Origin of the sequence: Enterocloster aldenensis (genome assembly GCF_003434055.1) — a bacterium.
Classification (GTDB): domain Bacteria; phylum Bacillota; class Clostridia; order Lachnospirales; family Lachnospiraceae; genus Enterocloster; species Enterocloster aldenensis.
The window spans coordinates 246,998-266,102 of the sequence record NZ_QVEX01000005.1 but is presented as its reverse complement, the minus strand read 5'-3'; the positions used below and the strand labels follow the sequence as shown (position 1 = coordinate 266,102).

Annotated in this window: 17 protein-coding genes and 1 tRNA gene; 8 read left to right on the top strand and 10 right to left on the bottom strand. The window is 48.1% G+C overall.

Features of this window, described 5'->3' with window-relative positions; all coding sequences use genetic code 11:
- Positions 1 to 90: 90 nt before the first annotated feature.
- The 5 genes from DWX59_RS12995 to DWX59_RS12975 form a co-directional block, all read right to left on the bottom strand.
- The gene (locus DWX59_RS12995) at positions 91 to 1,056 is read right to left on the bottom strand and encodes a transketolase family protein (protein ID WP_117559650.1); all 966 of its coding nucleotides are present in this window, start codon (positions 1,054 to 1,056) and stop codon (positions 91 to 93) included.
- A gap of 5 nt (positions 1,057 to 1,061) precedes the next feature.
- The gene (locus DWX59_RS12990) at positions 1,062 to 1,910 is read right to left on the bottom strand and encodes a transketolase (RefSeq protein ID WP_117559649.1); all 849 of its coding nucleotides are present in this window, start codon (positions 1,908 to 1,910) and stop codon (positions 1,062 to 1,064) included.
- Between the two features lie 64 nt (positions 1,911 to 1,974).
- Positions 1,975 to 3,081: an SIS domain-containing protein gene (locus tag DWX59_RS12985; protein WP_117559648.1), complete on the bottom strand. Its 1,107-nt coding sequence runs from the start codon at positions 3,079 to 3,081 to the stop codon at positions 1,975 to 1,977.
- 35 nt (positions 3,082 to 3,116) lie between these two features.
- Positions 3,117 to 4,175, bottom strand: coding sequence for an SIS domain-containing protein (locus DWX59_RS12980; RefSeq protein ID WP_117559647.1), 1,059 nt, complete (start codon positions 4,173 to 4,175; stop codon positions 3,117 to 3,119).
- A gap of 34 nt (positions 4,176 to 4,209) precedes the next feature.
- Positions 4,210 to 4,680, bottom strand: coding sequence for a PTS sugar transporter subunit IIA (locus tag DWX59_RS12975; RefSeq protein WP_117559646.1), 471 nt, complete (start codon positions 4,678 to 4,680; stop codon positions 4,210 to 4,212).
- Between the two features lie 313 nt (positions 4,681 to 4,993).
- Between DWX59_RS12975 and DWX59_RS12970 the strand changes: the two genes are divergently transcribed.
- Entirely contained in the window at positions 4,994 to 5,308 is a 315-nt protein-coding gene (locus DWX59_RS12970; RefSeq protein WP_235845044.1) for a PTS sugar transporter subunit IIB, read from the top strand.
- Between the two features lie 50 nt (positions 5,309 to 5,358).
- Positions 5,359 to 6,669 (top strand): PTS ascorbate transporter subunit IIC, encoded by a 1,311-nt coding sequence (locus DWX59_RS12965; protein ID WP_117559644.1) that lies wholly within the window; start codon positions 5,359 to 5,361, stop codon positions 6,667 to 6,669.
- Between the two features lie 107 nt (positions 6,670 to 6,776).
- On the opposite strand, the gene DWX59_RS12960 is transcribed toward DWX59_RS12965, so the two are convergent.
- The 5 genes from DWX59_RS12960 to DWX59_RS12940 form a co-directional block, all read right to left on the bottom strand.
- The gene (locus tag DWX59_RS12960; RefSeq protein WP_235845043.1) at positions 6,777 to 7,247 is read right to left on the bottom strand and encodes a hypothetical protein; all 471 of its coding nucleotides are present in this window, start codon (positions 7,245 to 7,247) and stop codon (positions 6,777 to 6,779) included.
- Positions 7,244 to 7,453, bottom strand: a complete 210-nt coding sequence (locus DWX59_RS29285; RefSeq protein WP_235845041.1) for a hypothetical protein — start codon at positions 7,451 to 7,453, stop codon at positions 7,244 to 7,246. The genes DWX59_RS12960 and DWX59_RS29285 overlap by 4 nt, the downstream gene beginning before the upstream one ends.
- Positions 7,454 to 7,631: 178 nt before the next feature.
- Positions 7,632 to 8,276 (bottom strand): hypothetical protein, encoded by a 645-nt coding sequence (locus DWX59_RS12950; protein WP_117559642.1) that lies wholly within the window; start codon positions 8,274 to 8,276, stop codon positions 7,632 to 7,634.
- A 96-nt stretch (positions 8,277 to 8,372) separates the two neighbouring features.
- Positions 8,373 to 8,446: transfer RNA gene (locus DWX59_RS12945), tRNA-Arg, on the bottom strand.
- A 78-nt stretch (positions 8,447 to 8,524) separates the two neighbouring features.
- Complete coding sequence (locus tag DWX59_RS12940) at positions 8,525 to 9,403, bottom strand: DUF3881 family protein (RefSeq protein WP_117559641.1); 879 nt, start codon at positions 9,401 to 9,403, stop codon at positions 8,525 to 8,527.
- 318 nt (positions 9,404 to 9,721) lie between these two features.
- On the opposite strand from DWX59_RS12940, the gene DWX59_RS12935 reads away from it, so the two are divergent.
- From DWX59_RS12935 to DWX59_RS12910, 6 genes are all read left to right on the top strand, one after another.
- Positions 9,722 to 10,807: a type I phosphomannose isomerase catalytic subunit gene (locus DWX59_RS12935; RefSeq protein WP_117559640.1), complete on the top strand. Its 1,086-nt coding sequence runs from the start codon at positions 9,722 to 9,724 to the stop codon at positions 10,805 to 10,807.
- Positions 10,808 to 10,984: 177 nt separating this feature from the next.
- Positions 10,985 to 11,875 (top strand): carbohydrate ABC transporter permease, encoded by an 891-nt coding sequence (locus DWX59_RS12930; protein WP_117559639.1) that lies wholly within the window; start codon positions 10,985 to 10,987, stop codon positions 11,873 to 11,875.
- Between the two features lie 17 nt (positions 11,876 to 11,892).
- The gene (locus DWX59_RS12925) at positions 11,893 to 12,741 is read left to right on the top strand and encodes a carbohydrate ABC transporter permease (protein WP_207660431.1); all 849 of its coding nucleotides are present in this window, start codon (positions 11,893 to 11,895) and stop codon (positions 12,739 to 12,741) included.
- 14 nt (positions 12,742 to 12,755) lie between these two features.
- Positions 12,756 to 15,842, top strand: coding sequence for an alpha-mannosidase (locus DWX59_RS12920; protein WP_166460218.1), 3,087 nt, complete (start codon positions 12,756 to 12,758; stop codon positions 15,840 to 15,842).
- Between the two features lie 16 nt (positions 15,843 to 15,858).
- Positions 15,859 to 17,199 (top strand): ABC transporter substrate-binding protein, encoded by a 1,341-nt coding sequence (locus DWX59_RS12915; protein ID WP_166460217.1) that lies wholly within the window; start codon positions 15,859 to 15,861, stop codon positions 17,197 to 17,199.
- Between the two features lie 201 nt (positions 17,200 to 17,400).
- Complete coding sequence (locus DWX59_RS12910) at positions 17,401 to 19,104, top strand: cache domain-containing sensor histidine kinase (RefSeq protein WP_166460216.1); 1,704 nt, start codon at positions 17,401 to 17,403, stop codon at positions 19,102 to 19,104.
- Position 19,105 lies beyond the last annotated feature (1 nt).

The following is a 19,105-nucleotide window of genomic DNA, read 5'->3' as shown; positions in this document are numbered from 1 at the left end:
CGTTCTGTGAGGCTTAAGGACCAAAAACCGTCAGGACCAGGCATATCATTGCCTGGTCCTGACGGTTTTTGGCAGTCTGCCCATGCATGTTTATTTGGATAGGGCAGCCAGGATTGCGTTTACCGCATCGTTGCTTGTGAGCTTGAATTCTATTTTCAGTAAATCCACTGTGCCGACCTGTCCAAATACATCATTCACACCGATCTTTAACAGTGGTACGCCTGCACCATGCCGGGCCAGCACGTCAGCCACGGCGCTGCCGATTCCGTTTATCACACTGTGGTTCTCATACGTAACTACCAGCTTTTTGTCCTGGGCTTCTCTCCAGATAAGCTCCTCATCAAAGGGCTTTACGGTAACCGGGTCCACCACTTCCACACTGATGCCCTTTTCCTTCAGGGACTCGGCAGCATCCAGGGCATCGCTCATCAGATATCCGCTGCCTATTAACAGTACGTCAGAACCAGGTACCAGTACCTGGCCTTTTCCTAACCCGAATACCGTGCCTTGTTCATATACTTCACGCACATTTTTGCGGTAAGCGCGGATGTAGTGTATGGCGCCGTCCCGGCGTGATGCACATTCGCGGACCATCCAGTCCAGCTGTACCTGGTCGCAGGGATCGCATACAATGGCGCCTGGAATGGTGCGCATGACCGCAAGGTCTTCGAAGCAGGAATGGCTTCCTCCGTCAAATCCGGAACAAAAGCCGGGGTCGGACCCGAAAATATTTATGGTATTTTTCTGATAGGCGCAGGAAATATAAAGCTGGTCAAGGGCGCGGCGCGTTACGAATGCAGACATTGTATGTACAAATGGAGTGTATCCGCGCAAAGAAAGCCCGGCAGCCACACCAAACATGTTCGCCTCACAGATACCTGTATCTATAAAGCGGTCAGGGTGGCTTTCCTTAAACCTGAGGAAAAATGATGCGCCGCCAAGGTCTGCATCCAGTATCATGATCCGGTCATCTGTTTCAGCCAGTTCTTTCAGGGTGGCCCCAAACTGGTTGCGCAGCTCGCCGCCCGGTTCTTTTGTCCTATTTTGTTTCAGCATAGCCCTTACTCCTCCTCCGTGATTTTTTTAAGTTCTGCAATGGCAGCGTCAATCATGGCGCGTCCTTCTTCGAATACCTTAGGGGAATGGTTGTCCGGCATATCCTCGTAGTATTTTACGCCCTGACCTTTAATTGTATCCAGGACAATGCATACAGCCTTGTCCTTTACCTGTTTTGCTTCTTCGATGGCATTGTCTATGGCTTCCTCGCTGGAACCGTCTGCTGTTTTGCACCAGAACCCGAATGCCTTCATTTTTTCTTCATAGCTGAAAGGTTTAAGGACATCGTTACAGTATCCGTCGTGCTGGCGTTTGTTATTATCAATGAATACAATACAGTTATTTAAGCCGTTATGGGCCATGAACTGGAAGGCCTCCCAGTTCTGTCCTTCATTGAGTTCGCCGTCGCCAATACATACGTACACATACTGGTCATTGATGCCTTCATGTTTAAGACCGTAGGCAATACCCGCAGCAATGCTGGCGCCCTGTCCCAGAGAACCTCCGGTCACGTCAATGCCAGGTGTTAACAGACGGTCAACATGGCTTGGGATATGCGTGCCGATATTATCCATTGTGAGTAGTAGCTGTTTGTCAAAGAATCCTTTTTCAGCCAGTGCTGCTTCCACTGCCGGGGCTGCATGGGCCTTGCTCATGACCAGGTAATCACGTCCCTTCCAATCAGGATTGGCAGGGTCATATTTCATTTGTTTGCCATATAGTACGCTGATAAGTTCCGTAACGGACAGGCATCCGCCAATATGTCCCATACCCCGCTGTTTAAACATTTCCAGCTGATCAATCCTGAGCTGTGCCGAGAATTTCTTAAGTGTCTTCCGTTCTGCTGCTTCCATGAATCATACCTCCTTAAAGTGGATTTTAGAATACGGTGCGGCCATGGCCGTGGGATGGTGGTTATTAAGTGCAGTCATAGGCTTTATATGTGTCGGATTTGCCTGACAGCATTGTTTTAAAATCCTGCAATAACGGATGCTGATGCCAGGTATAGTTTGTTTCGGCCACATAATAGGCTGTCAGCTGTACAAATGCAAGGCTGTACAGCGGGCTGAACAATTCGTCCTCCACTGCGGGCACACGCATGACCCCTGTCCCTTTAAGGTCCGGGTTGTTTGAAAGGGCAAATACGCGGTCTGTTATTTTCTGCGCGGCCTGCCACTCCTGCCGGATGCGTGTGCTCGTTTCATCACCCGGGTCTAAAAAGAAGAGATTATAATTAGGCGTCAACTGAATCTGGGGGCCGTGGATGGATTCGTCTATCTCATATCCCACTGCCAGGATATGTACGGTCTCCCCGATTTTTACTGCTCCTTCCAAAACAGTGCCATAGTTTGCCCCGGCGCCGATAAGGTACACTCGTTCCATGGAAAGGAGCTTTTGCTTGTTTGCCTCGAAATAAGCGGGATATGCCGCAATCAGGGCATCGTAACTGTCCATGCAGGCCATCATCTGTTTTTTATCCGCAATCACGTCTTCATCACTGAGTATGTTCTGGGCGCGGGCCGCATGAAGGGCAAACAGCATTAAAAAGGCTGTCAGGGTTACGACTCCTTTTGTGACAAAATCCAGTTTTTCACTTCCCAGTCCAAAGTCTATGACCTCATCTGCCTCATTCTTGAAATCCGAATGGATATTGCCTGTAAGCCCGATGGCCGGAACGCCCAGCTTCCGGCACAGGCGCAGTGATTCAATTGTATTTGTACTGCATCCGCTCTGGGATATGCATACCACGAAATCCTCTGGCGTCATGTCGTGTTCATAGTGGTTAAATGTGAATGGCGTAACGATTTTTACTTCTGCGCCAAGCCGGCTCTTCATGTAATAGCGGGCGCAATGGCAGGCGTTGCAGCTTGAACCGCAGGCAACCAGCCATATGGTCCTGTATGGGTGGATTAGGAAGAGGTCCACCATGCGTCTGGTCAGATTTTTGCTGTCCCCGATATTGGCGCGTACCTGGTCAGGCGTTTCCTTGATGTAGCGCAGCATGGATATCTCTGTTGTGCTCATGATTCTCAATCCTTTCTGTTTTCTGCAAAGGGATACTAAACAGTAACTGTCTTCTTACTCACGCCCTTGGGGGCGTCGGGGTTAAAGCCGCGGCTTAGGCTGCACAGGCAGGAGAACATCTGCGCAAAAACAGCGGCTGTGAATACGGCCTTTATGCCATCGTATTCCGGGGGCAGGAGCACGCTTGTATCACCAAGGGCCGCAAGTTCCGGCTTATTTGTTATGACCGTGCACCAGATACCGGTTTCTTCCTTCAGGCGTTTAAGCAATGCCTGGCCGCAGTAATCTGTTTTTTTATCGGCCAGGAAAAACATGTATGGGACGAACCGCTGGGCTGTGGCAATGGGGCCGTGACGGTAATCGGCCGAACCATAGCAGCGGGCGTCCAGATAGCTTGTTTCCTGTATTTTTAATTCAGCTTCATTCGCCAGGGCGTCCATTAACCCGCGGCCCACCAGCAGAAGGTGTTCGGTCTCCCTGTAAAAGCGCACCACATCCCGTACCTGGGCCTCCAATCCTGTAAGGGCTGCGGCCACGATTTCCGGGGCTTTATCCAAGGTATCCAACAATTCCCCATCACCGGATATGTATGCGGCAATCATGGTAAGTATGGTCACCTGTGTCATATATGACTTTCCGGCAGTGACGCTTTGTTCCGGGCCGCAATGGTTGTTAAGCCTGTAGCTGCCGGCCTGCGTCATCAGGGAATCCTCCACATTTGTAATGCCTACGCAGACGCCGCCCTGCCTGTCGCATTCCTTCATTACCTCAAAGAGGTCCTGGGCCGCGCCGGACTGGGATACCGCTATCATTAGGACATTGGAGTAATCCGGGGCTGACTTATATGCCGTGACCACGCTGGGGGCGCTGATGCTGACTACCATGCCGCATTTTGTTTCCAGCAGATACCGCCCTACCAGGTTTGCATGGTCGCTGGAACCGCGCCCTGCCAATACTGCTGTTTTGATTCCGCGGGCCTTGACCTTCTCGCCAACCTTCCGGCAAAGGTCGCGGTTTGCCGCAATACAGTCAGCAACAGCCTTTGGCTGTTGGAAGATTTCCTTCCAAAAAATGGAACCGCTTGTGTCAATCATAAAGTATCCTCCTTCAAAATTTATTTTTGTGCTATTATACGAACGGCATCCGGCTCAGGGCCTTGTCCAATTCCAGCAGGTCGTCTTCGCTTTTTACATGTGACAGCTGTTCCAGTATCTGCCCATCTGAAAGAATGGTAAATAACTGGCGCATATTTTCCAGGTGCTTTTCATCATCCACGGCTGCTAGTGTGAAGAAAAGCGTGGCGTCTTTTTCCCTGTCCGCGGGGTCAAAGGATACCGGCTTTTCAAATTTTGTGAAGGCAATGGCAGTCTGGGTGACACCTGGAGAACCTTTTGTTGAGTGCGGAATGGCCAAGCCCGGTACAATTACAATATAGGGACCAAATTCTTCTACGCATTGAATGATACGTTCTTCATAATCCGCCGTTGCACAGCCTGTTTTTTTAAGTGGGATGCAGCTTTTGCGGATTGCGTCACGCCAGTCCACGGCATCGTTAAAAAAGGCGCAGCGTTTGGCATCTACAATATCTTTAAAAAGCATGGTACCTTTCTCCTTTCGCTCAAGTTTTAACATTTGATGAGGCCATTATAAACTTTTTTGTGAATAATTGCAAGATATTGCAAGAAATATTTTTTGATTTTTATTTTACTGTTAATGGCCAGGGGGATTTTTGCATGATTTTGTTCATAATGATGAAAAAAATGCTCTTTCAATCTAAAAATATATTGACATTTTTAAATAAAGGTTTATGATAAAAGATAGGAAATGATTGGTTTTGAAATAAAAAACTTTAAAGTTGTAAAAAAGAACAAATATCTTGCAACTTCTAGCAAGGTATGCAGTTTGATTTCATATGGAAAGGGGGTGTGAAGATACGATGATTAATATTCTGATGGTTTGCGGCAATGGCTGCGGGAGCAGCTTGGTGTGCCAGATGGCGGTGGAGGCAGTTTTAAAAGAATTGGGGGTGCAGGCGCATGTTGATCATAGTGACATGCTATCCGCTTCTTCTAAGCAGGCGGATATCCTGATAGCTGGAATCAACTTTAAAACCCAATTTGATACGTTTAAATTATTCCCCAACAAAATCTATCTTAAGAGTCTGGTAAACAGACAGGAGATTCGGGAAAAACTGCAGAAGGTTTTACAAGAGAATAACTGGTTATAAATATGCGGTAGTATTTAGAAGGTATCCTGTATGGACAAAAGGAGGTAAGTATGGGTATATTAACATTTATCATTGACAACATCCTGATAAATGCAGCAATGGTATTGGGGATTGTTGCCCTGCTGGGGCTGATTTTACAAAAAAAGTCCGCCGGCGCCTGCTTTAGCGGCACATTTAAAACAATGATGGGATTTATGATCCTGTCCGCTGGTTCAGGCGTTATCGTGGGGGCGCTGGAACCTTTCGGCACATGGTTTGCGGCCGGCCTTGGAATCCAGGGGTCAGTGGCATCCATTGAAGCGGTGCTGGCCGTTGCAATGCAGAATGATATGATAGGCCGTGATATTGCATTGGCATACGCAGGCATTTTTGTGGTAAACCTGGTTATTGCGCGGCTGACCAGATGGAAGTATGTATTCCTTAATGGAGAGGCCCCGATTTATATGGCCATGGCCAGCATACTGTTTGGCGTGGGCCTGTGTGGTTTTAGCCACATGAGCGCCGTGCTTATAGGCGCCGTACTTGGCGGGATATGCTGTATCTTATTTCCTGCACTTGCACAGCCCGTTGTCCGTAAGATTACAGGCAGTGACGATATTGCCCTTGGGCATTTTTGTACATTGGGCTACCTGCTCAGCGCAGGTGTTTCAAAGCTGACCGGTGATGTTACAAAATCCACCGAGGATATAAAATTCCCGGCTAAACTTTCTTTTTTACAGGATACATATCTTGCCGTGGGCTCTGTGATGGTTCCGCTGTATGTCATCATGGCGGTATTGGCCGGGCCGGAGGTGGTTGCGGAAGCTGCCGGGGATAAGAATTATATTGTATTTGCCATCATACAAGGTATCATGTTCTGTGCCGGCCTGTTTGTTCTCCTTACAGGTGTCCGCCTGCTTATTGCCGAGCTGGTTCCCGCATTTGCAGGAATCGCTGAGAAGGTGGTTCCTGGTGCGCGTCCGGCATTGGACTGCCCGGTGCTTTTTACGTTTGCACCGAATGCCATTGTGTACGGTTTTGTATTTACCACAATCGGTACAGTGGTAGGGATGTTCCTATGGCCTGTATTTGGACTGCCTATGGTTATTCCCGGAATTATGTCTAATTTCTTTGCCGGAGGTACGGCCGGTATTTTTGCCAATGCCACAGGCGGCAGGCGCGGTACAATTATTGCATGTATTGTACATGGCTTGTTCATTTCCTTATTGCCGGCACTGGTTGCCCCCTATCTGGGACAGATTTTTATTGAGGGACTGCCGTCACTGGCGGCCTACACAATGACAGATGTGGATTGCGTTTCCATGAGCCTGTTCTACTCCTGGGTGCTGAAGTTCCTGGCCGGCCTGTTTGGGATTGGCTGAATCTGTTTGTCAGCGGTTAAGGATGCCCTATCAGCTGGAAGATATATGAAAGTAAAAAAAGCCGGAGACCCTGAAAATTCCAGGTCTCCGGCTTTTTTCATGCAGTTTTATTTCAGATATACCTGTGATAGAACCGTCAAAATATCCTCGAAGCGGATGCCGGGGATTTTCAAGGTCTTTAGATTGACTGGCTCACTGCGCAGACTGTCAATAAAAAGGGCAATGTCATGCTGGACAGGCTTAGGCAATTCACATTGCTCAGTACCGGTTAGGAGTGTTGCCAGCCGGATGATATCATTTTTGTGTTTGCGGATATCCTTTTCATCAACATGCTGTCCATCAGCCCTTCTGTCACGGTAATCCAGCCATGCTTTTGCCTTGAATGGAATCAGGTATGTATGTGATAATATCGAGATATCAGAAAGAACTATTTTACCATTGAGCAGCATGGAATAATATTCTTCGTTCAGTAGGATGGCTGATAGACTTGAAATATCGTCTCCTAATGGTAACGGTATACATGGGCCGGCATCCTCACTACGGAGCGTATTTTCTGCTTTAGAAAATAATTCAATCATATAAGGGAATCCTGCACAAACTGCCAGAACCTGCGGCCAAATTCTGGAGTAAGCGCCTCCGCAACCAGCACCATATCTAAATCCTTCGTTGTACGGAATGCCGTGTCCTGCTCTTCAAAGATAATATCGCAGGCCGCACCTCCGATTAAAACATACTGTTCAGCATATTCCTTGAAATACTCCTTAAAAACATTAAGTCCTATCAAAGATGAATTCCTCCATAATTTCTTTAACTGCACCTTCAATACGTGGATCGTCTAATTCCTCTTGGGTAAGCGACAGCACTGCGGATAAGGGATCAATAACAAATTCCTCAGTCCCTTCATAATGACAGATATATCCCATGACCTGTATGACGGCTGTCGGAAGCTCCCCCATCGGCACTTACGGCAGATTTTCTGGGTGCAGGTCCTTTACTGCTTGTTTGGTTATTGCATAAGTCCCAAAGGAATTATCTGCCAGCATGGAAAAATGGCTGATTGCCGTAAGCCCGCTTATCGGCAGTGGCCAGGGCGGTAGGCAGTCAAGTGAAAATTCCTTTTCCACTGGATTGCGCAAAAACGGCCGCACAGTTTCCCAAAGCTCACCTTTGGTTTTGGTCCACCGAAAGTGTCGTCCGGCTTTTCCGTTATCATCAATCATACCAAGCTGAAATGCTTCCAACTCATCAAAACAGCGTGTTACCGACATTTTACTTACATTCAAAATTTTAGCCATCTTTGTGACGTTAGCATCGACAATTCCCTTATAAAGAATCGTCAGCAGCATTTTCTGCTTGGCATAAGCAGAAATCGTTTTAAGCTGGAATGCACATTCCAGCCCGGTGGTTTCCATTAGCTTTGTTCTATGCTTCCGCATGGCTGCAAGATTGACCTTCTCTATTGGCGCCGCTGATAAGAAACTCATGTCTGCTATTTGCAGGACCTTCCAAAGATAAGTCCTTCTCAAAAACAGTGGGAGGGTTTCTGCGCCGTTAAATTCTTTTTCCTCGCATGGGATATGCAGTAGATTTTTTATTACATTTTCCATATGCCATATAAAAAAATAAGATTTGTGGACTGCTAAAGACCCACAAAAAACATAAACGCCGGAAATCTTATAAAAAGGTTTCCGGCGTTGCACCAATGTTCCTGAGCGGATTCGAACCGCTGGCCTTCCGCTTAGGAGGCGGACGCTCTATCCTGCTGAGCTACAGAAACATATGCATCATATGCATTTTACTGCGGGCCGTAATTCATACGGCCCGCAATATATAATAACCTATATTGGGAAAAAAATCAAGCCTCAAATTTCAAAGTTCCCTGCATCCACACCTGGCCTTTAAAACGGCGGCCTGTTTTGGGCTCTCCTAAGAGGTCCTGTTTGTTGATTATCACATGGAAAACCATGTCATTACAGTCCAGGGTCAGATTGTAAATCTCCTCGCCTGTTATCCTGTTTTTGTTCAAATCAACCGCTGTTATCCCGCCAATGACCGAATACTGGTCGCATTCAACACCGCAGGGCATGAAGCAGGTTTCTATGATGGAGTACACATCCTCATGGGCAATGCGCCTGGACACCATGGAATAGAGGTCGATGTCTTCAATGGTCAGCGTCTCGATGGCATCCTCGTCCCCGCGCTTGGCTGCTTCCAAGAGACTGCTGCGCTTGCGGGCGGCCATCCTGGAATCCTCGGCCTGCTGTTCTGTTTTCTGGATGGGAAGCAGGATCCGGCCCTGGACACACAACCCTGTCAGGGCTGCGCCGTGAGGAAGGACTGCCTGGCGCCCGGCGTGCCGCATACGGTACTCCATGGAGTTTTCTATATAGAAAATCAGGGAAATCCCCACCCTGTATTCGTCCAGCAGTCCGGCGTATGTCTCCCGCTCCGTATGGCGCTGGACGGAACATTCCGCATCAGAGCTTACATCTGTGCTGGTAACATAAGGAAAGTAATACTCCCGGCTGAAGGTTCCCTTGGGGCTCATCTCACCAGCCATGGCAACACCCATGCCAGGGGCTGTCTCTGCCCGCAGTTCGCAGAACGTACTGCCTTCCCGTTCAGATAGCTGTCCTATGCGCTCAGCCTCTTTTGCCAGGCGCCGCAGCAGTTTTTCCATATCCTGTTTCTTCTGGTACATACTGAATCCAATGGTCCGCATAAACTTATGCATGTTGTCACCCTCTTTCCTGAATCTATCATCATAAGCAATATTGTTTATCAGACAACAAAGAGGCAAAAGGAACACCTTCGCCTCATCATCTTTGCCCATTATATACTACTTTATAGCAGATTACCAGTATTTTTTCTTAGGACAGGCTAAATTATGCGCTGAATTAAGAGAATGGAGGTTTTTTTGATGGATTGTACCGTTGCATAAAAAGCAGAATTTCATATGCTGGAAATAAACCTGGGCATTATGGGACAAAATGGATGTTCCAAAATGGCCTGGCGGCAAAACAATAAAAGATAAAGGAAGGGGTAGAAGAACATGTCAGATTCATATGGGCCATTAAAACTTAGGGGGGAGCGTGTGTGGAGGACCTATACAGGGGGCAGGGAAATTGGACGTATCCATGGCGAACAGGGGGCAAAGGACGGCCATTTCCCGGAAGAATGGATGTTTTCCACAACAAGGGCGCTGAATGCAGGCCGGGAGGAGATAGAGGAAGGAATCTGCCGTCTGGATGAAGACAGGGAGATATCCCTCAAGCAGCTGATCCTGTCCAATCCGGAGGAAATGCTGGGAAAGGGACATGTGGGCAGATGGGGAGCGTCAACAGGCGTCCTGATTAAAATGATAGACAGTGAGGAGCGCCTGACCATACAGGTCCATCCGGACCGTGAGAAGGCCGGACGCCTTTTTAACAGCCGGTTCGGCAAGACGGAATGTTGGTACATACTGGGCACCAGAAGCGACGGTCAGGAGCCTGCCTGCATCTATCTGGGGTTTAAGGAAGGAATCACCAGGGAGGAGTGGGTGAGATGTTTTGAGCGGCAGGACTATGTTAAAATGTTAAGCCTGCTCAACAGAATCCAGGTAACCCCCGGGGAAACGTATCTTGTTAAAGGGGGAGTTCCCCATGCAATCGGAAGCGGCTGTATGATAATTGAAATCCAGGAACCCACGGATTACACCATACGGGTGGAGAAGGTAACGCCGTCCGGGTTCCGGATAGATGACAGGATGTGCCACCAGGGTCTGGGCTTTGAGAAGATGTTTGACTGCTTTTCCTATTGCGGTATGAGTGAGGATGAGGTAAGGGGACATTTCGGCATCCGCGCAGAGGACGTGGAATGGAGCCAGGGGATTAAACGCAGGATTATCGGATATAAGGATACTCCCTGTTTCCAGATAGAGAGGATGGATGTAAAAGGCGCGTGCAGCTTTCAGGGGGATGGGGTATACGGCTGCCTTTATGTGCTATCAGGGAAAGGCATATTAAAGAGCAGTGTCCATGAATATACAGTTGGAATCAACGACCAGTTCTTTATACCTGCTGTCTCTGGGGAATACACCATAACAAGTACCGGCAATGAGCCGGTATCCCTGCTGATGATGCGCGGCCCTCAATAGGATTATACCTATCAAATAACCAAAAACTGTGCATTTTGCATATTTATTATTTAAAAACCACAAAAAACTATAAAGTTTGTAGAAAAAGAAGAAAAAGTGAGGATTTGTACTGTTGTGATAATGCCACAAAAAACCTAAAATAACAGCAATAGGTTTGATAAGGGGGTAAAGCGACTGATGAGTCAGAAAAAAATACAGACCAGGGCCAATCTGATAGGTTATATCCTGATTTTACCGTGGATTATAGGAATCATCTGTTTTCAGCTCTGGCCAATCATACATAGTTTCCTAATGTCATTTACGAATTATAACCTGCTGAACGAGCCATCCTTCATTGCCCTGGACAATTACGGGAAAATGTTTCAGGACGATGTGTTTTACCAGTCGGTCAAGGTTACCTTTAAGTATGTGTTCATAGCGGTGCCTGCCAAGATAGTCTTTGCCCTCTGTATTGCTTTGATACTGAACATGAAGATTAAGGGGATTGGGATTTTCCGGACGGTTTACTATATCCCGTCCATCCTTGGTTCCAGTATTGCGGTTGCAATCCTGTGGAAGGCCCTGTTTGTAAAGGACGGTGTGATTAATGCACTGCTGGCCCAGGTGGGCATTCAAGGGGTATCATGGCTTGGCAATCCCAAATACACGCTCTTTACCATTTCCCTGTTGACAGTGTGGCAGTTTGGGTCATCCATGGTGGTGTTCCTGGCCGGCCTGAAACAGATTCCCTCCTCACTGTATGAAGCGGCGAGTATGGACGGCGCAGGCAGGATGGCTAAATTCATACATATAACGCTGCCGGGAATCATGCCGATGATGTCATTTAACATACTGATGCAGACCATTAATGCATTCCAGATGTTTGCGGCGCCGTATACTATTTTTAATGGAAGAGGCGGTCCTTTAAATTCCGCCATGCTTTATGTGATTTATCTGTATCAGCATGCTTTTAAATATTTTAATGTGGGATATGCATCAGCCTTATCCTGGGCCTTACTGGTCATGATTGCCGGCACAGCGCTTATCCTGCATCTGCTGGAAAAGAAGTTCCTGAATTATGATGATTAGGAGAGGAGGGGAACCGATTGAAACGGAGTACATTAACGAAATTCATTGTATATATCCTGATCAGCCTCCTTGGCCTGATTATGCTGTATCCTCTGATATGGATGATATTTGCGGCCCTTAAGCCCTCATCGGAGGTGCTGTCAAGCCCGGACCTGCTTCCCAGCCAGTTCCGGTTTGACAATTTTGCAGCCGGATGGAAATTGGTCAGGCCGTATACCTTTGGTAAGTTTTTCATGAATACATTTTTTGTGGTCATCAACTGTGTGGTGTGCAGCCTTGTCATCAGCCTGTTCGTGGGATATGCCTTTGCAAGGGTGGACTTCAGGTTTAAGTCATTCTGGTTCAGCGTCTTATTCCTGACAATCATGCTTCCGGCCACAACAACCCTTGTGTCCCGGTATGTGGTATTCAGCAAGATTGGGTGGCTTAATACATATCTGCCCTTTATCATTCCCACGGCCCTAGGGGTTGGAAATGGAGGAGGGTTCTTCATCTATCTGGTGGCCCAGTTCATCAAAGGTATACCAAAGGAACTGGATGAGGCTGCCAAGATAGACGGATGTTCCACGTTCAGTATCATTGTAAGAATCATTTTCCCGCTGTGCAAACCGTCCCTGTTCTCTGTTGCTATCTTTGCATTCATGTGGAATTGGGATGATTTCCAGAATCAGCTGATTTACCTGACAAAGGTTGACCTTTATACAGTTGCCCTGGCAATGCGGACAACCATTGACGCCACCGGGGCAGACAACTGGGGAGCGGTCATGGCCATGGCATTATGTTCTGTGCTTCCGGCAATCGTGATGTTCTTCTGCCTTCAGAAGTACTTTGTGGATGGGGTCAGCACATCAGGACTAAAAGGATAAAAGAGGAGGCCTATATGTTAAAGGTTGAAAAGAAAATCCAGTCAGAAATTAACCGTCTGGAGCAGATGCTTTACAGGCACAGGACGCCTGTGAAAGGATGGATGGCAAAGCAAGGTTATTACCGCCATCCCGAAGAATATGAAATGATGGATGGGGAATGGGAAGAACTGGCGGAAGGAATCCATGTGGGCAGTCCGGATCTGACCGTATTTCTCAAAAACCATATTGTACTGGACGCCGGTTATAAAGGCGAGACCGCAGTGCTCCTGCTTAAGGTTGGAGGCGAGGGCTGCGTTTCTGTCAATGGAAACCATTATAATGGACTGGACTTTAACCGGAATATGATTCTGCTGTCCGAATGTGCGCAGGGTGGGGAAGAATATAAGGTTGAGATTGAAACGTATTGCAAGGACCTGATTTTAGACAGCGACAATGTGTTTAAGACAGATGTTGTGATAACCCAGTCAGAGATTGCCGCCATTAACAGGCCGGCATGGGATTTCTATTTTGAAGTTAAGACGGGATTTGACTTTATTGTGGGCTGCGGTGAGGAGTACACAAGACAGCGTGTCCTGCATGTAATTTACCAGGCCCTGCTGAAACTGGATTATTCAGAACAAGATACCTTTGATGAGAGCGTGAAACAGGCCCTCAGTGAATATGTGAAGGCCATTGCCGGATATAATCAGATTAAGATTCCTGTAAAGATGTATTTTGCAGGACACTCCCATATTGACGTGGCATGGCACTGGACCCTAAAGGAAACAGTAAGGAAGGTGAGCCGGACATTTTCCAGCATGCTGCGCCTGATGGAACAATATGAAAGCTTTAAGTTCTGCCAGAGCATGCCGGTCCTTTACGAGATGGCCCAGAAATACTACCCGGAGCTGTTTGCCCAGATAAAAGAACGGGTAAAGGAAGGGCGCTGGGAAACGCTGGGAAGCATGTACCTGGAGCCGGACTGCAACTTGATCAGCGGCGAATCATTTGTACGGCAGATTATGTATGGAAAGCGGTTCTACCAGAAGGAACTGGGAAGCGATTCCAATATCTGCTTCCTGCCCGATGTATTCGGATATTCTTCTGCAATGCCCCAGATCCTTAAGAAGGCAGGGACGGATTATTTCTTTACCACAAAGCTGACCTGGAACGAGACCAATGAATTTCCATACAGCGTATTCAAATGGAGAGGGCTGGACGGCACGGAGGTCCTGTCAGGGATGATGTCCATGTGTACGCAGCGTGGGCTGGGGCTGTACAATGGGGACCTGTCCGCAGCTGGTGTAAGGCAGTCCATGGATCATTTTAAGAACAAGGAAAATGGAGACCCACTTCTCTATCTCTATGGACATGGTGACGGAGGCGGCGGCGTCACAAAGGAAATGCTGGAGTCGGTAACAAGGCTTAACAGGGTTCCCATGATGCCTGAGGTTACGGTTGGGACCGTAAAACAGTATTTTGACGAACTGGACAAGGAGAAGGATTATCCTGTATGGGCAGGGGAACTGTACTTTGAAAAACACAGGGGTACCTATACCACTGCCGCCAATAATAAAAAGAACAACCGTAAGAGCGAACTTTTATTCCGTGACGCGGAAATTGTATCTGTATTCCAGTATCTGGAAAATGGCACCTACCAGGGCGCGGACCTGGAGGCAGGATGGAAGAAGATTTTATTGAACCAGTTCCATGATATCCTGCCGGGAACCTGTATACGCGAAGTCTATGAGGAGTGCGACCGGGAGTATGGGGAGATTGCAGGAATCGGGCAGGAGAGCATCCGGCAGAACCTCAGATGTATAGCCCAGCCGGATGAAGCGGCGGTAACCGTATATAATACCCTGTCCTGGAGCCGCAGGCAGGTGGTATCCATTGACGGCAGGGGATATGAGGCTGTGGTGGACGGAAAAGGAGCATATCCGGTGCAGGCCCTGAAAGAGGACGGTACCATTGACTTCCTGGCAGAGGATGTGCCGGCCCTGGGGTACAAGGTATATTACCTCACTCACAGGACAGACGGCCCGGCTGCCCAGTCAAAGGCCGCGTTAACACAGGAAAATGGAATCACGCAGATAAGCAATGACTGGCTTCAGGTAGGGATTGACGGGGGCGGTGAACTTGTCTCTGTATTTGATAAGACAACGGGACGCCAGATACTAAAGGATGGAAGGAAGGGCAACCGCCTTAAGCTTCAGGAAGACATCCCGGTGGAGTGGGGGTCTGCATGGGAGGTAACCACAAAGAGGGAGGACAAGGCCCCGTTCCCATTTACCGGAACCAGCCAGTGCATAAAAGAACACAATGACTTATATACGGTCCTTTCCGTCAGGAAGTCGGTCCATCATTCTTCGGTGGAGCAGGATATCATCATGTACCATCATGCCCCGCTTATGGAATTCAGGACCAGGGTGGACTGGGATGAAAGGCAGAAGATGCTCAGGGTGGAATTCCCCGCGGATATACATACGCTGACAGCCAGATATGATATTGCCTTCGGCAATGTGGAACATCCAAACCATTCCACCACCAGCTATGATGAGGCGCGGTTCGAGGTGTGCGGACATAAATGGGGCGATATCTCGGATGGAAGCCACGGCGCGGCCCTGATGAATGACTGTAAATACGGTTATACCATCCAGGATTCCGATATGGTGCTGAGTCTTCTAAGAAGTGCGGATTTCCCATCGGATTCATGTGATAAGGGAGTCCATACTTTCTCTTACTGGTTCTATCCCCATGACGGCGGGATAAAAGAAGGCAGGGTGGCTCAGGCCGGATATGAGGCCAATGTCCCTCTCCTGGTACAGGCTGGAAAAGCTGCCAGGGATGAACATTCCTATATCCATACCAACTGTGATAATATTGTCATTGATACCGTGAAGAAATCAGAGGACGGGGAAGAAATCGTGCTCAGGATATTCGAGACATACAATACGGTCAATGATGTGGTCCTGACGATGGGATTTTCTGTGGATTCGTGTGAGGAGACAGACCTGCTGGAGCGCCATCTGGAGGATCTCCCTGTCACAGACGGGCAGATACGGTTTACCATTCATCCGTATGAAATAAAAACGTACAAAGTAACTTGCAAACATAAATAAAATGGAGGTTGGGGTTATGAAGAAATGGTCGAAACTGCAGGTAGCAGCAATGGCAGCCGGTGCGGCAATGGTATTATCAGCGTGTGGTTCATCCACACAGGCCACCACCGCGGATACGGCAGCAACGCAGGGGAAAACGGCAGCGGACACAAAGGAGGCTTCAGGGGAGCCGGTGGAACTGAGGGTATCCTGGTGGGGCAGTGATGCAAGGCATGAGGCCACGTTAAAGGCGCTGGATCTGTTCATGGAAAAACATCCTGACATTAAGGTGACCGCGGAATACCAGGGATTTGACGGTTATCACGACAAGCTGATGACCCAGATTTCTTCCGGCACGGAACCGGATGTGTACCAGCTGGACAACAACGTATATTTTGCAAGTCTGGCGGCCAATGATAAGCTGGGTGACCTGACGCCTTATATCGGGAACCAGCTGAAGCTGGACGATTATCCGGAAAGCGCATTGACATGGGCCCAGTATAACGGTGTGCAGTACGGTGTGCCAAGTGGATTGAACGGACCTCTCTTTATCTGGAATAAACAGATATTCGATGAGGCAGGGGTAGAATATCCCACCAATGACTGGTCATGGGATGACTTTGAGAAGGCATGTCAGGAGATTTATGACAAGACAGGCAAGTATGGCATGAAAGAGCCCTCCTATTTCCTTACGATGACAATGGTACGCCAGGCCGGACAGTGGTTTGCAACCGAGGAAGGGGGACTTCAGGATTTCTCAGCCGCGCTTGGGGATGTGTATGGGCAGTATAATAAGTGGAGGGAAACAGGAGTATTCCCGCCGCTGGACATGACGGTTGGGCAGGAGTCCCAGCAGGATAACCTGTTCTTAAGCTGTGATGCTGCATGTGAGGTTAACCATATTGCAACAATGCCGCAGGACCATGCGGCTATGGCCGACCAGACAGAACTGGGAATATCACTAGTTCCAGGAACCAAACAGAACGGAGGAGCCTATATGCTGGCATCCATGCCATGGACCCTTGGCAAAAGCTCCAAGCATCCCGAGGAAGCAGCCACATTAATTGATTTCCTTATCAATGATAAAGATGCGGCTAAGATACTTATGACGGTACGCGGGGTTCCGGCGCCTGATTCTGTCCGTGAAACAATTGCACCTTTACTGGAGGGAGATGCCCTCCTTGTGGTGGATGGCGTTAACCTCCTGATTGAAAATACGCAGAGGATTGATTATGAGTGGCTTGTTCCTGGAAGCGCGGTGATTGAGAATACCATAATGGACGAGCAGTATGCAACCGGATATGGACAGAAAACACCGGAGGAGGCAGGGGCCGCTGCCTATAAGACAATACTGGAATCCGTGAATAACGCCAAATAAAATCCGGCAGGTAGTGGGGGATTCCATAATATGATATACTTTTGGAAGGTGTTGCAGTCTGGGCTGCAGCACCTTCTAATACAAAAGGATAGGGCGCTGCAGCGTAGACACGCCGTGTGATCTGAAGGGGAGTACGCCATGAAGGGACAGCCATTTAAAATTTCTATTAACAGGTTATGGGTTATAAGCAACTGTCTGATCATGGCTGCTTTTTTTTCTTTGAATTCCTTTTTCAGCCAGAGCAGTTATAAAAAGGTGCTGGAGCAGCAGTTTAAGGTAAAACAGTACCAGATGTTAGTATATATCAGCGATACGCTGGAGCAGTCCATGCAGTCCATTGAACTTTTGTCCAGGTCAACGGTGAACAATTACAGTATTATCAATAATATCCTTAACTACAAAAAGAATAAGAATTCCTACGAGCAGATGGTGTTCCAGAATAACATGAACCAGAACCTGTCTTCCGTTGCATATTCCCTGGGTGACATCATATCCGTTAACATCCTGCTGGACGATGAGGGGCTTAAGACAACCAAGATAAACGGGGTGTACGATTATGGGCATTATGTGACGGGCAGCGGGCTGGACGGCATACGGGACCTGTCCGAGGGATGGGTTCCCACCAGGAAGAACGATTTGCCGGTCCAGCCGTATATTCCGTATATCACGTCCTATGTGCAGCGCATTTATTCCGGTATGTATTATGGGGATGCAATCGGACATCTGGTGATTAACCTGAATGAGGATATGTTTTATAAACAGATGGAAAGCTACCGCCAGGAGGAAGGTTCCGATATCCTTCTTGTGGATGGGAACGGCACGGTACTCAGCGGGACCGTGAGGGATATCCTTGGGATGGACCTAAGCGGGACAGCGTATGGTGTCTATGGAGAACTGTCATCCGGCCATACGGAACTTACGGTTGAAGAGGGACATAAAATCGTGAGCAGGCGTAAACTGCAGGGAAGGGACCTTTATGTGCTGGCAATCACTGATTATGACAGGGTGGTAGCCCCCATCAGGCAGACACAGAAGGTGGTTTTCTTCTGTTCCCTTCTGTTCATGGCGCTGTTTGGCCTTATCAGCGGATTACTGGCTTATAAGATATCAAAGCCCATACTGAGCCTGTCCCGTGAGGTGATGGATTTTAAAGGAGGGAAATTCTGCAGGATAAATAGTTCCAGCAGGATATATGAGATTGATGTGCTGTGCACACAGTTCAACCATATGACGGAAGAGATACACAAGCTCATAGAGAGCCTCCTTAAACAGGAAAAGCTGAAACAGAAAAAGGAACTGGAAATCCTTCAGGCGCAGATTAACCCACATTTCCTGTATAATACGCTGGAAGCAATCAACTGGATGGCGCTGAGCATGAAACAGAAGGAAATCAGCAACATGGTGGTACTTCTGGGGAGCTTCTTAAGGCTTAGCCTTAACAAAGGCAAGAACATATATATGGTCAGGGACGAACTGAACCACCTGAAATGCTATCTGGATATCCAGAACATACGCTGCAAAGGAAAAATCCTGTTCTCATCTGATATAGACGAGGCTGCGCTGGATTACCGCATGATAAAACTCCTGCTCCAGCCGTTGGTGGAAAATTCCATCCTCCACGGCTTTGATTTCAGGGGAGGGGCAGGGCAGATATGGCTCAAGGTCTATATGGAGGAGGAGTACATTTATTTTACCATTACGGATGACGGGTGCGGTATGCCGGAGGAATTAGTGACGCGTATATGTGACATGCAGTCCGATGTGGGGCATGGCATAAAAAATGTGATGAAACGGATTTCCTTGTATTACGGCAGCGGATGCGGGCTTACCATACAGTCAAAGGAGAAGGTAGGCACCACCATAGAAGTGAAAATACTGAATAATGTTCCCGGACAGCAGATATAGA

Bases quoted from the DNA above. Each gene is read 5' to 3' on its own strand.
- DWX59_RS12995 (WP_117559650.1), bottom strand. From the start codon at position 1,056: ATGCTGAAACAAAATAGGACAAAAGAACCGGGCGGCGAGCTGCGCAAC.
- DWX59_RS12990 (WP_117559649.1), bottom strand. From the start codon at position 1,910: ATGGAAGCAGCAGAACGGAAGACACTTAAGAAATTCTCGGCACAGCTC.
- DWX59_RS12985 (WP_117559648.1), bottom strand. From the start codon at position 3,081: ATGAGCACAACAGAGATATCCATGCTGCGCTACATCAAGGAAACGCCT.
- DWX59_RS12980 (WP_117559647.1), bottom strand. From the start codon at position 4,175: ATGATTGACACAAGCGGTTCCATTTTTTGGAAGGAAATCTTCCAACAG.
- DWX59_RS12975 (WP_117559646.1), bottom strand. From the start codon at position 4,680: ATGCTTTTTAAAGATATTGTAGATGCCAAACGCTGCGCCTTTTTTAAC.
- DWX59_RS12970 (WP_235845044.1), top strand. From the start codon at position 4,994: ATGGAAAGGGGGTGTGAAGATACGATGATTAATATTCTGATGGTTTGC.
- DWX59_RS12965 (WP_117559644.1), top strand. From the start codon at position 5,359: ATGGGTATATTAACATTTATCATTGACAACATCCTGATAAATGCAGCA.
- DWX59_RS12960 (WP_235845043.1), bottom strand. From the start codon at position 7,247: ATGATTGAATTATTTTCTAAAGCAGAAAATACGCTCCGTAGTGAGGAT.
- DWX59_RS12950 (WP_117559642.1), bottom strand. From the start codon at position 8,276: ATGGAAAATGTAATAAAAAATCTACTGCATATCCCATGCGAGGAAAAA.
- DWX59_RS12940 (WP_117559641.1), bottom strand. From the start codon at position 9,403: ATGCATAAGTTTATGCGGACCATTGGATTCAGTATGTACCAGAAGAAA.
- DWX59_RS12935 (WP_117559640.1), top strand. From the start codon at position 9,722: ATGTCAGATTCATATGGGCCATTAAAACTTAGGGGGGAGCGTGTGTGG.
- DWX59_RS12930 (WP_117559639.1), top strand. From the start codon at position 10,985: ATGAGTCAGAAAAAAATACAGACCAGGGCCAATCTGATAGGTTATATC.
- DWX59_RS12920 (WP_166460218.1), top strand. From the start codon at position 12,756: ATGTTAAAGGTTGAAAAGAAAATCCAGTCAGAAATTAACCGTCTGGAG.
- DWX59_RS12915 (WP_166460217.1), top strand. From the start codon at position 15,859: ATGAAGAAATGGTCGAAACTGCAGGTAGCAGCAATGGCAGCCGGTGCG.
- DWX59_RS12910 (WP_166460216.1), top strand. From the start codon at position 17,401: ATGGCTGCTTTTTTTTCTTTGAATTCCTTTTTCAGCCAGAGCAGTTAT.